This is a genomic window from Brevibacterium sediminis (genome assembly GCF_024895295.1).
GTDB lineage: Bacteria > Actinomycetota > Actinomycetes > Actinomycetales > Brevibacteriaceae > Brevibacterium > Brevibacterium sediminis.
Genome location: NZ_JAHQRN010000003.1, coordinates 126,595 through 139,280, shown reverse-complemented (window position 1 = coordinate 139,280; position 12,686 = coordinate 126,595). Strand labels below are relative to the sequence as shown.

At 65.2% G+C, this 12,686-nt stretch carries 8 protein-coding genes and 1 tRNA gene; 3 read left to right on the top strand and 6 right to left on the bottom strand.

Features of this window, described 5'->3' with window-relative positions:
- Positions 1 to 97: 97 nt before the first annotated feature.
- Positions 98 to 1,795 (top strand): PucR family transcriptional regulator, encoded by a 1,698-nt coding sequence (locus KTJ89_RS07960; protein ID WP_259357323.1) that lies wholly within the window; start codon positions 98 to 100, stop codon positions 1,793 to 1,795.
- Between the two features lie 87 nt (positions 1,796 to 1,882).
- On the opposite strand, the gene KTJ89_RS07955 is transcribed toward KTJ89_RS07960, so the two are convergent.
- The 6 genes from KTJ89_RS07955 to KTJ89_RS07930 form a co-directional block, all read right to left on the bottom strand.
- Positions 1,883 to 2,887: an Ldh family oxidoreductase gene (locus tag KTJ89_RS07955; protein WP_139467960.1), complete on the bottom strand. Its 1,005-nt coding sequence runs from the start codon at positions 2,885 to 2,887 to the stop codon at positions 1,883 to 1,885.
- 105 nt (positions 2,888 to 2,992) lie between these two features.
- Positions 2,993 to 4,084 carry a proline racemase family protein gene (locus KTJ89_RS07950; protein WP_139467959.1) on the bottom strand — a complete coding sequence of 364 codons (1,092 nt, stop codon included), beginning with the start codon at positions 4,082 to 4,084 and terminating at the stop codon, positions 2,993 to 2,995.
- Positions 4,085 to 4,213: 129 nt separating this feature from the next.
- Positions 4,214 to 5,461: an FAD-dependent oxidoreductase gene (locus tag KTJ89_RS07945; protein WP_259357322.1), complete on the bottom strand. Its 1,248-nt coding sequence runs from the start codon at positions 5,459 to 5,461 to the stop codon at positions 4,214 to 4,216.
- 166 nt (positions 5,462 to 5,627) lie between these two features.
- A complete protein-coding gene (locus KTJ89_RS07940) occupies positions 5,628 to 6,230 on the bottom strand; it encodes an OmpA family protein (RefSeq protein WP_139467957.1) in 603 nt (200 codons plus the stop codon).
- Complete coding sequence (locus KTJ89_RS07935) at positions 6,227 to 6,844, bottom strand: hypothetical protein (RefSeq protein WP_139467956.1); 618 nt, start codon at positions 6,842 to 6,844, stop codon at positions 6,227 to 6,229. The genes KTJ89_RS07940 and KTJ89_RS07935 overlap by 4 nt, the downstream gene beginning before the upstream one ends.
- A gap of 230 nt (positions 6,845 to 7,074) precedes the next feature.
- A tRNA-Ser gene (locus tag KTJ89_RS07930) sits at positions 7,075 to 7,163 on the bottom strand.
- Between the two features lie 375 nt (positions 7,164 to 7,538).
- Here KTJ89_RS07930 and KTJ89_RS07925 point away from each other — a divergent pair.
- Together KTJ89_RS07925 and KTJ89_RS07920 are read left to right on the top strand one after the other, a co-directional pair.
- Positions 7,539 to 10,061, top strand: a complete 2,523-nt coding sequence (locus tag KTJ89_RS07925; protein ID WP_259357321.1) for an LCP family glycopolymer transferase — start codon at positions 7,539 to 7,541, stop codon at positions 10,059 to 10,061.
- Positions 10,058 to 12,406 carry an FAD/NAD(P)-binding protein gene (locus KTJ89_RS07920; RefSeq protein ID WP_259357320.1) on the top strand — a complete coding sequence of 783 codons (2,349 nt, stop codon included), beginning with the start codon at positions 10,058 to 10,060 and terminating at the stop codon, positions 12,404 to 12,406. The genes KTJ89_RS07925 and KTJ89_RS07920 overlap by 4 nt, the downstream gene beginning before the upstream one ends.
- Positions 12,407 to 12,686: the final 280 nt, after the last annotated feature.

Here is a 12,686-nt window from a genome sequence, read left to right as displayed (position 1 = left end):
TCGTCGGTACGTCGGTTGAGTCCATCCTCTGTCCGCTTTGCCGATCTCGGAAGTGTCAGAATGTCAGAATCTTCGCCCTCGGCTTTACACTGTGTCAATGGACACTGCACGGGAGTCGAGCGGGGCATCGTTGAGCATCGCCGGTCTGCTCGAGTTCGAGGAGATCAGGGCTGCAGAGCCTGCGGTACTTGCCGGCGAGGCAGGCCTCGACCGGGCTATCCGCTGGGTCCACATCGCCGATTCCGAGCATGTCGAGCGCTTCCTCGAGGGTGGTGAGCTCGTGTTGACCACCGCCACGGCCTTCCGCCACTCGCCTGCGGCGATGACGGAGTTCCTCGACCAGCTCGAGCGCGCAGGTGCGGCTGGGACGATCATCGAACTCGTCGATGAGAACTCGACCCACGATGAGGAAGCGCGCGAGATCGCGGCCGCGGCCGCCTCGGCGAGGGAACTGCCTGTCATCGTCCTGCCGCGTCGGGTGAAGTTCGTCAGGATCACCGAGCTCGCGCACCGCAGCCTTCTCGCACAGCAGATCTCGCGGCTCGAACATGCCCGGGAGATCCACGAGACGTACACGCAGCTGAGTCTCGATCGGGCCGAGGCGCAGACGATCGTCGACCGCACTGCAGAGCTGTTGGGCACGGCGGTGGTCCTCGAGGATGTGTCCCATCGGGTTCTCGCGCATTCCGGCCGTGGTTCGCAGGCTCTCGCGCAGAAGTGGGTCGACCTCGTCAGCGGTGCGAGTACGACGCCCGGCGGTCACGCGCCGGCGCAGTGGCGGCAGACGCCGGTGGGGCTGCGTTCTCGCCGGTGGGGCCGGCTCGTCGTACCCGGCGCCGCCGAGTCCGTCGCCGATCTCGAGCAGGTCATCGAACGTGCGGGTGAAGCCCTGACGCTGACTCGAATGGCCGATCGCGATGAGCAGGATCTGCTGCTGCAGGCCCAAAGCGGCCTGATCCGAGAGATCACGGACTCAGAGGGCATCGACGAGCGTTCGGCAAGGGAGCGCGCCCGCTCTCTGGGATTCACTCCTGCGGAAGGAGCCGAACTCACCCCAGTGGTCGTCCGCATCGATCGTGAGGCCGACACCGATCCGACTCGGGTGCAGCTGCAGGAGCGCGGCCTGACGCAGGAGATCGCCTCTGCCGCCTCACGCCTCAATCTGTGTCTGCTCATGACGAGCCTGCAGTCAGGCGTGTTCGGGTTCGTTGTGGGGCCCTGTCGCGGGAGAAACCGACGATCGCAGCCGAGTCTGCGCGGTGCGGAGGAAGCCGATGAACGGCTCACCCGTCTGCTCGCCGAGCTCGATGGGCTTGCTGCGAGCTGGGTGGTCGGGGTCGGCCGTGGCAGCACTTCTCTGCTTCGCGCTGTCGCCGGTTTCGAAGCCGCTTCTCACGTCGCCGAGGTCGCGTCGACGCTCGATGTGCGTGAGCGTGCGTTCTACCGCTCCTCGGACGTGCGCATCCGCGGGCTGCTGTCTCTGCTGGCCGAGGACTCCCGGCTGCGTGCCTTCGCCGAGGGAGAGCTGGGGCCGCTGCTCGGCGAAGACGGACGCCGGGACGGCGTTCTGCCATTCGCTGCGAACGCCGCAGACGACGGACTGCTCGACTTCCTCGAGCTCTACCTCTCCCATGGCGGCAACAAGTCGGCGATGGCGCGGGCCGGGCATCTGTCCCGGCCCGCGCTCTACGCACGGATCAATCGCCTGCAGGACCGCCTCGGCGTCTCACTCGACGATGCGGAGTCACGCACGGCACTGCACGTAGCGCTGCTGTGGTGGCGGATGTACGGCTGAGGACCGTACTCGACGGAGTCGGCGACTCCCTCCAGCGGGGTCGTGTGCTGCCCGGGACAGAGCAGGCTTCGGCCGGTCGACAGAAGTTCAGTCGAATATAGCGCGAATCGTGTCGGTGACGGGGATTCCGCGTTCGGCCGCCTCGGCGCGATTGGCGTAGCGACGGTCACCGGGCTGACGGTCCATGCCCGCATCGCGGAGCATGTCGACGAATTCGCGCACCCGAGCGAGGTAGGCGTCGTTGCCGCCGCGCTCGGGATCAATGACGATGAAGAGCTGACCGGTCCGGAAGGTGTGGGCGCCCTCGGGGGCCTCCGCGTCGACCTCATAGGTGAAGGCACCGCCGGTCAGCCCTGCGGCAAGCGTTTCGATCATGAACGACAGCAGCGCACCCTTATGTCCGCCGATCGGGCGGATGCCGCCGCCGTCGAGGATGGCGTTCGGATCCGTGGTGTCCGCGCCGGTCGAGTCGACCCCGGTCCCGACCGGAACGTCCTGGCCTTCTGCCCGCAGCAGCTGCAGATCCCCGTGGGACATCGACGACGTGGAGAAGTCGAAGACGATCGGGTCCGCGTCAGCCACGGGTGTGGCGAAACCGAACGGATTGGTACTGAAGACCGGACGAGTGGCCCCCTCGGGAACAACGGCGAGCTTGCCGCTGGCGATCATCCCCATCGCCACCCGACCGTCGCGTGCAAATGCCTCGAGGTCGGGCCACAGGGCACTGAAGTGATGGGTGTTGCGCAGAGCGATGACGGCGACACCGGTGTCGTCGAGCGCCTTGTCGATCGTCGGCCCCGCCTCGGCAAGTGCAGGTTGAGCGAAACCATTGTGACCGTCGATGCGGATATAGGAAGGGCCGACGACGTCGATGCTCGCTTCTGCTGCCCCATCTGCCCAGCCTCGATTCAATGAATCGAGATAGCCGGCGACCCTGAAGACTCCGTGGCTGAGAGTGCCGTCGCGTTCGCAGGTGGCACAGTTGGTCGCCAGCACTCTCGCAACCGCCGAAGAGGCTCCTGCGGCGGTGAGCTTGGCTTCGATCGCCGAGACAAGATCATCGAAAGAGATGCGGTCGGGTTCGTTCGTCATTGTGCGCTCCTCGTGTGCAGCGAATCGTGTCGGCTTCGACCATTGGCCTTGATCAGCAGACTACCGCTCGAACAGTCATCGATCCTGCCCCGCCATATCCGCGTCTCAGCCGTCGACTCCTGGTTCTGCTGCCCTCGTACCGCCGCTCCAGATGTCTCCGACGGTGAAGCCGACCGGAAACGGATCATCGGCCTCGAGCACGAGCTGTTGGAATCCTGTGATCCACCCGCGCCCGGTAATCGAAGGGATGACGGCTGGACTACCGCCGATCTCGGTCTCTTCCTTCACCACGGCGGTGAAGGTCGTACCCATCATCGATTCGTGGACGAATCGCTGACCGACGCGCAGTTCGCCGCGGGCGTGTTTGGCCGCCACTCGCCCGCTCGTCCCGGTGCCGCACGGCGAGCGGTCGAAAGTCCCAGTCCACGTGCTCGGATCGTCGAGGTCGACTATGCCGTTGGGCAGGACGACGGCGTTGCGTCCGTCGGTGCCCTCAGTTCGTGCGGGTCCGTGGATCAGCGGCAGACCGATCGAATCGATTTCAGGGATGAGGGGATGCCTCACCTCGAAGGTCTCGTTCGCCGCCTGCCGCAACACGCTGGCAGCCCTGATGATCTCCTTGGCATTGCCAGGATCAAGATCCACGCCGAGGTTGTCCGACGCAGTCTGTACGTAGAACTGACCGCCGAAGACGATGTCGACGGGAATCGTCCCGTACCCAGGCACCTCGAGAGGCAGGTCGAGTCCGTGGACGAAAGCCGGGACATTGTCGAAGGTCACCGATTTCGCTCGGCCGGCCTCCACCTCGGCGCGGACCGTGACGACACCGGCGGCGGTATCGACCCGCAGCTCGGTGACCGGTTCGCTGACGTCGACGGACCCCGTCTCGATCAGCGCCGTGACGGTGCAGATGAGGTTCGATCCGGACATCGGCTTGAACCCGCCCTGCTCCATCACGATCATTCCGAAATCGCAGCTCGGATCCGTCGCAGGCACGACGATCGGCGAGCACAGGCCGGGATAGCCGCGGGGTTCGTGGAGGATGAGGTTCCGGAAGTCGTCGAGGTGCTCTTCGCAGTATCGGAGCTTTTCGCCCATCGTGGCACCTTTGACCCGCAGTCCCGAGCCGATGAGCACTCGGCCGGGTTCGCCGGCCGCGTGAACATCGACGGCCTGGATGAGCTGTCTGTTCTTCACGTTCCCTCGTCTCTGCTCGGGCGGGCCTCAGCCCACGACTTCGCTGCCGGCGACTTGCTGTGTGGTCATGGAACTTTCCTCATTTCGTGTGGGGTGTCGGCGAAGAGGTTCGATGCCGACGAGAGACGTTCAGAACCGGTTCGGTGAAACCCGGGCGAGAACTTCGTCTGGCAACGTCGAGCTTCCGTCAGTCATGAGTCCGGCCAGCAGACGGGCAGATCCCGGTGCCAGTGTCAGACCGAGCATCGCATGTCCGGAATTGATGTAGGCGTTCTTCACAGAGTCAAGTCGTCCGATGACGGGAAGGCCGTCAGGTGTCATTGGGCGCGACCCTGCCCATGGAGCCAGTTCTCCCTGACCGTCGCCCCAATCACGGAATGACTCCTGCGCGGAGCGGCGGATCGCACCGACGCAAACCTCGTTGACATCGTCGTCGGTACTGCCGAACTCCATCGTGCCTGCCAGCCGGAGCATGCCGTCCAGCGGAGTGACTGCGACTCGTGCATCTTCGAGGGTCAGCGATGTGCGCAGCTGAATCGGGGCCGGTGAGTAATCGATGCTGTAGCCCTTGCCGGAGTAGATCGGGATCTTCTGGCCGAGTTGCCTGGCCAATGCGCCGGACGGGACACCGGCAGAGATGACTAGAGCGTCCGCCTTGATGACCTCCGCGTCGGAGGTGACAACTGCGGTCACAGCGTCGCCTGAGCGAACAAAGCGTCCGACGCGAGTGTCTTCTCGCACGGCGACCCCGAGATCGGAGAGTTTCGTGAGGAGACCCGCCGTCAGAGAATCGGGTTCGATCTGTCGGTCAGCGGAGAAGGAGAGACCGTGGCGGATGCGTTCGCTGAGAGCCGGTTCGGCCTCGCGGACTTCGTCATCATGCAGTCGCCGCGGCCGGTGGCCGGCGGCCTCGAAAGCAGGCAAGCTCGCACAGTGCTCGTCGAAGCGTTCCCGAGTCTCGAAAGCCAGCAGCACACCGCGGTCGTGCATCTCGAAGTCGATGCCTTGAGCCTGATACTCATCGAAGAGATCGTTCGCATCCTCGCCGAGGCGCAGGTGGAGGTCGAGTCCGGCTTCGAAGTCACGTGCGTTGCAGTGCCTGGCCATCCGCAACAGGAAACTGAGATAGCCGGGCGCAAGGGACGGCTTGATCGATAGTGGGCTGTCGGGTTTGAGCATCCATCGGATCCCCTGAAGCAGCACACCCGGGGCAGGCACCGGGGTGCTCTCGGCGATGGCGATCTTTGCGGCATTTCCGTGAGAGGCGCCCGAACCGCAGCGGGCAGCCTCGATGACTGTGACGTCGTGTCCGCGCAGCGCAAGTTCGTACGCGATGGTCAGCCCGACCACACCGCCTCCGACGATGACTGTCTTCAATCGGTTGCCCTCCATTGGTCCCCGAATCGGCTGTTTCGCGGTCCGATCAGGGCCGACGTCACCGAAGCTGACTTTTGTATGACCATCTATTGAGAGAGACGCTATGCAGTGCGGTCAGGTTCGTCAATGGCCTCAGCCGCTCTTCCCGGACAGCCCCAGATCAGGCTCAGCCTTCGTAGCGGATTTCGACGCGACGGTTCTTCGCCCGGCCCTCGGGGTCGTCCTTGCCGTTCTTCTCGTTCGACTCGACGGGCTCGGACTCGCCGAAACCCTTTGCCGTCACGTCAAGGTCCGAGTCCTCCGAGGTGAGCACCTCGGCGACGGCTTTCGCTCGGTCTTCGGAGAGCTTCTTGTTGTAGTCGTCTTCGCCTTTGGAATCCGTATGCCCGCCGACGGTGATCTCGGAGTCGGACGGCAGATCCTCGACAAGGTCCTTGATCTTCTTCTTCGCTGTGTCGCTGAGCTCAGCCGAGTCGAAGTCGAAGAGGATATCCGTGTCGAGCGTGACCACGGTATCGCCGCCACTGGCTTTGGTTGTCTCCACGTCCTCGATGCCTTTGTCCAGGTCATAGATCTCCGGTTCGAGTTCGACAATGCTCTTGTCGATCTGCGACTGGTCGGGATCGGTGAAGTCCTCCGGAGTCGGGGCATCTCGGTTGGCGATGTCCTGCGAAGTCACTGAGTCTGCGAACGCGAGTGCGGGTGGACCGGCGACGACAATGCCGGCAGCAAGAATCACCGCTGCAGGACCGACGGCTGCCGGCTTCACGAGATCTTCACTCCGGTGGCGAGGTTCATACCGTCAACGACGGAGACCTCGACCTCATCGACATCCGGCGGCGGGGCCGCGAAGACAGCGAAGGCGTAGTGGGTCTGGCCGGGTTTGAACTTCGTCTGTTGGACATTCGTCTGCGCTCGCTGCGGGAACTTATCCAACACGTTGTGCTTGCGCAGGTTCTGCGAGTCGACAAGGAACGGCGCCCAGCTCCCGCCCAGATAGCCGTAGAGATCGTCACCGTCGTCGTCCTCGTCGGTCTGATCAGAGTTCACACTGAACGCGAACTGGGCCACGACCGTCTCGCCCTGACGCTTCAGAGGGAACAGCTCGACAGTCATCGTTGCCTTGTCATCGCCGTCAACGGCGGCGGGAATCTCCTGGGAAGCGACAGGATCGGGAAGATCCTTCGGATCGAGGCCGGCCGCCTCGGCGGATCCGGATTCACCCTTCGAACCTGCGGCCTCACCGGACTCCTGCGCAGCGCCTTGGGTCTCGGCACCCTCGGCGTTCGGCTCCTCTGTGTCGTCTCCGGACGAGCAGGCGGCCAGGGTCAGCGCCAAAGCTGCGGCGGCAGCGGACAGAGCTGTCTTGCGGATCAGGGGCATAGCGATGGGAGTTCTCCTCAGTACTCGCCGGAGCAGCATCTCTGCTGGTGAGCTCCGGTGGCGCGGGGGCGGACGCGGATCAACTTACCCCGGACAGGTGAACTTTCACTACATCGAACGTAAGTCGAGACGAACAAAGGCGTCGGTACTCGCGGGCAAACGCGATTCTGTGGGAACGCAAGAACCCCTGCGCCCGAATTCACATCGGATCGCAGGGGTTCTGCCAAACGCGGAGCCGGTGGGATTTGAACCCACGGTCCCCCTATTGGAGGACTTCACCTTAGCAGGGTGACGCTTTCGGCCGCTCAGCCACGACTCCATCTGCAATGCTGCGATCCGCTCCGGAGAAATGCATACCGACAGACCCTCCAGCACTACGGGATACAGCCTAAGGGAAAGGAGCCATCCAGGGCAAAGCGCAACCGCGGAGAGTGGGCTTCGTCATAGTCGAACCGACCCGTGACGGGCGCAAATCCGGGCCGAACGTCCCCTTTGTACCGCTCCCCCACACCGGAATTCCAGCATTCATCAATGTCCAGGCGTAAAATCGGCGTGATGTGCTTTGCGGTCTGGTCTCAGATCCTCGCAGAAACACCGGTCGGAAAACCGATAGCCGCGGTGTGCCCTGTGCCGGAAACGAGAACGGCGAGCGGGCCGTATTGCACGAGCAGACAGTTTTTGAGGAGTAGACAACTTGCCAGAGTTTCCCCCTGACAAGCGCGGACCGTATGGGAGCGACCCCGATTCCCAGACAACAGGTCGTCGGCTCCGTGCCTCCTCTCGCCCCCGGTTCCGCGGCGACACCGCCGCCAGTGAAAGCGACTCGACACCGCAGTCGAGCTCGCCGCAGCAGAATTCTCGGCAGTCTGAGCCTCGCCGCTCGGACTCCCAGCGTCGTGACTCCAAGCAGCTGCCGACCTCGGCGGTGAATCCTCGCCGGTCCCGCACGAACTCGGACCACAACCCCGGCCAGAACTCTGGTCAGGACTCCACACGGTCCGCCGACGCCCGATCCGACTATTCGTTCCGCACAAGCTCTCGCGGATCCGGAGAGCAGTCGGACAATCGACTCGGCGACAGCACCCGTGACACAGGATCAGCGACCCGCTCGCCGCATGCACCGCCTCCGCGCCCGGTCGCCCCACGCACTCGCCGCGAAGCCCGCATGCTACGAGCTGCCGCCGCCAGCGGAGCCTCCGCGGCCGGAGTGGCCGCGGCAGCAAGCTCGAACACACAGGACGATCCGGGCGCCGGCTCACGGCGCGATCCTGCCCACGATGCCCCACGCACATTCGCACGGGACGAATCGGCCGCCTCGGCGAGGGATTCCCGCGGTGACAGCCATGCTGACAACGACGCCGATACGGACACCGCTCCGACGACTCGCCGCGACGCCCGTGAACGGCACGCGGCCGAATCCCGAGGCCGGGGCCGAAAGAAGTCATCCGCCACACGGGGCGCGCGCAACGCCGCGGCCGCAGCAGCGGTCGGTGCGGGCGGCACTGCGGCAGCAACCGGCGCATCGTCTGCCGCGAGAGGAGCCGACGACAACGGCTCCGCCCACGACGAGAAGTCGACCGGTCACGGACCGGGACGGGCCCGCCGCCATTCCTCCCGCCTCGGCGAATCGTTCCCCAGCCTCGTCGGCTGGACCTCACTGAGCACCCTGCTGCCCGGTGTCGGACTGCTGCGCACACGCTTCCGGCCCGCCGGGCTCATCGTCTTCGGTCTCTTCGTCCTCACTCTGCTCGTCGGGCTCGTCTACCTGCTGGTCAAGGGACCGGTGCGTGCGATCGCCACGATCGTCGCCAGCCCCTCGCTGCTCAACTTCCTCGCCATCGCCGCCGTGCTCGTGGCCGTGATCTGGATCCTCGTGATGGTCGTATCCCACCTCGGGCTGCGCCGCGGACACCGATACCGGCCCTGGCAGAACAAGATGGCCGGCGTCCTCGTCGTCTCCCTCGCCCTCATCATCGGCATCCCGCTCGGCGTCGGCTCGGTCTTCGCCCGCGTGCAGTCCGACACGGTCGCCAGCCTCTTCGGCGACAGCACGGGCAAATCCCACAGCGCCGAAGAACTCTGGGCCGACAAGCCCTATATCAACGTCTTCCTCATGGGCCGCGACAACGGCGACGATCGTGAGGGCACCCGACCGGACACGATGCTCGTGGCCTCCATCGACACGAAGACCGGCAACGCCGCGCTCATCTCCGTGCCCCGTAACCTCGCGTTCCCGGTCTTCCCCGAAGGCAGCGAGCTCGAAAAGGCGTGGCCCGACGGATTCCGCCCCTCCGGTGACTCGTCAGAGGACCTCATCAACGCCGTATGGCAGTGGGGCGAACAGAACCCCGACAAGATCGGAAACCCGCACGGACTCGAACCGGGCATGTGGGCGACGATGCAGGCCGTCGAAGGCTCGTTGGGTCTCAAGCTCGACTATTGGTCCTCGGTCGACATGGCCGGATTCGAAGACGTCGTCGACGCCATCGGCGGAGTGAAGATCGACGTCGAACGCCCGATCCCGATGGGCGGCGGAAAATCGATGTCGGGTGTGAAGAACGAGATCTACGGCTGGGTCGATCCGGGCCCGCAGACGCTCAAGGGCAAGGACGCACTCTGGTACGTCCGCTCCCGTGAAGGCAGCGACAACTACGACCGCATGTGCCGTCAGCAGCGGATGCTCAAGACCACTCTCGAGCAGATCGACCCGCAGGAGATCGCCACGGCCTATCCGAAGCTCGCGAACTCAGCGACGCGGAACATCGCCACTTCGATCCCACAGAACGAGATCCCGGCCTTCATCGAACTCGCCATGATGATGCAGAAGGGCGACGTCACCACAGTCCAGATCAACAATGACGTCACCCCGACCTACGACCCCGATTACGATGTGCTCCACAAGTGGATCCTCGGCGAAGTCAAGGGTGCGTCCGACGGCGAGGAGACACCGAAGCCGACGAACGACGGCAGCAAGTCCCAGGAATCCGAGGACAGCACCGGCTCGACCGAGGACAGCACCGAAGACACCGCCACCGATGAACCGGCCGATTCCGCGGATGGTTCCACGGACGAGGCCGGCGCCGAGGCGGACGCCACCGAAACGGCAACGCCGGGTGAGCCCAACGCCGAAGGCAAGTGCTACCCGAAGGGCTTCAAGCCCGGTGACGACTTCCCCGGCTACCCCGGGCCCAACGGCGGAACCGGCGAGCAGGGGTGAGTCAGGCTCCACAGACTCCCGCCCCCGCGGTCGCGATCATCGGCGTCGGACCGCGAGGTCTCACCGTTCTGGAGAGGCTCGTGGCTCTGGCTGCGAAACGCTTCGCCGGCACCGTCGGCGCGTCCCGCAGCGCGGCTGACGCCACCACCGAGACCGCGCTGACCATCCACCTCATCGACCCGTACCCGCCCGGCGCGGGAATCGTGTGGCGCACCGACCAGCCCGAGTCTCTGCTGATGAACACCACCATCGCCGAGCAGACCGTCTTCCCCGATTCCAGCTGCAGCTTCCTCGGCCCCGAAGAAGCACCGACCGGACCGTCCATGGCCGAGTGGTACCTTGCCAACGGCGGCACCGAACCGCTGCACTCGACCTTCCCCAGCCGCAGTCTCTACGGCCGCTACCTCCGCGACGCCTACCGGCGCATCCGCGAGGGCGCACCGGACTTCATCGAGATCGTCGAACACCCGACGAAGGCCGAATCCGTCATCGACCTGCCCGCGATGGACCTCCCCCAATCGGTGGCAGAGAGTTCACGGGCCACTGTCCCCGAGCAGCTCGTGCGCTGCCAGAACGGCACGACGATCGTCGCCAGCGCCGTCGTGCTCGCCGTCGGTCACATCCCCAGCGCCCAGCCGGAGGAGCGCGCCCGCCTCGCCGCTTTCGCCGAACTGGGCGGCGGACTGTACCTGCCGCAGGGTCTGCCCGCGGAAACCCCCGTCACCGAGGTGGCCCCCGGTGAGCGGGTCATCGTCCGTGGCATGGGGCTCAACTACTTCGACCTGCAGACCCTGTTCACTCATGAGCGCGGCGGTCGCTATGAGACGCAGCCCGGCGGACTGCTGCGGTATGTGCCCAGCGGTGACGAACCGCGGCTGGCGCTGGGATCACGACGCGGAATCCCGTACCGCAGCAAACCGATCTGTCATGAACATCCTCGGCGGGACTGGCCCCTGCGGTACTTCACGAAGGACAATATCGCTCTGCTCGCCGGGATCGAGCACCTCGACGGGGAACGCAAGGCCGGTGCCCGATTCAATGATCAGCTGTGGCCGCTCATCCTCGCCGACCTGCGTCTGGCGTACTATCACACGCTCTCCCAGGTCCGTCCCGAAGCGTTCGCCGATGACCCCGGCCAGCTGCGCGAGGCCATCGGCGAAGCCGTCTCACGTCACCTGACCCGGCGCACCTGGCAGGAAACCCACCCGCAGTCGGGCGAAGTCGGTGCCGGCGAGGCTCGGACAACTGCGCCCGCTCGTGCCGCGGCAAGCGCTACGGCCACGTCCGGTGCTGCACGAACAGTCGGCGCCACGGCCACGTCCAGCGCTGCTCGAACAGCCGGCGCCACGGCCACCGAGGATGCCGCCCGTCAGGGCCGCGTCACCCGTGAGGCCTTCGCCTGGTCGGAGATCGAAGAGGCACTCGTGCCCGATCCTGCCGACCGCATGTCACTGCACACCCTGCTCAACCCGCTCGAAGGTGAGCTCTTCACCAGCCGCGAACCCGGCGAGCCTGGTTCCCTGCACGAGTGGATGCTCGATTTCCTGCGTACCGACCTACGCAACTCTCTGGCAGGTCCGACCGGCAGCCCGGAAAAGGCGCTCTTCACCGTGCTATGGCAGTCCCGGCTGCTGCTCAAGGAGCTCATCGTCGCAGGTCACATCGACCGCGTGAGCATCGACATGGAGATCCTCGGCTGGTTCGAGGGCTTCGTCTCCGGCATCTGCGATGGGCCTCCCCCGCAGCGGATCGCGGAACTCATCGCCCTCGCCGAGGCGGGAATCGTGTCCTTCATCGGCCCCGATATGCGCATCGAAGAAAGCCCTGACGCTCTCCGCGAGAATCCAGAGGCGCCCGAAGCTGAGGCAGAGACCGCAAGTTCCGGCATCGCCGCACGCCCGGACGGGGTCGATAGCACCACTGCCAAAGCAAAGGGACTCACCAATGAGGCGCAGAAGCCGCGGCCAGAGATCTTCACGGTCACCTCGGCGCAGGCCGCGGGAGCGATCACGGGCAGCGTCGTCATCGATGCCGCGTCCCCGACGAACTCCGTCTCGCGCGCTGCCGATGTCCTGCTCTACGGAATGCTCGAACGCGGTCAGCTCACCGCGGCCCGCCTGACCTTGGACGACGGTCGAGAGAAATTTCTCAACGGACTCGCACTCACGTCTCGGCCGTACCGCACCATCGATGTCGAGGGCAACGTCCACCCGCGCCGGTTCGCTCTGTCGATCCAGCTGTCGTCGAAGCAGTGGGGGTTGGCGATCGCAGCGAACCCGGGCACGAACGCGGCCACGCTCAACGACTCGCACGCAGCCGCCGAGGCGATCCTCGACCTCCTCTGAGGCCGCGTACTCGTCCTCTTCTAAAGCTCAGCAGGCTCTTCCCCGGACGCCAGTCGCCGAGAACTCTCGGCCCATCCGCGTCTCCGCGGACGCTGACGACCCACCCGCGACTCCGCTTCCGCCGCCAGCACACTGTCCATCAGCGGACCACACCACCCGCGACAGTTGCCGAACTCCGCGCCGCGCAATGCACGAGGCGAGTTTCGGTACACCCTTCCCTGTATTGCACATGGAGGAAAGTGGGGCGGCCGAGCATCGAACGCGAACAGCCCAGTCTAGG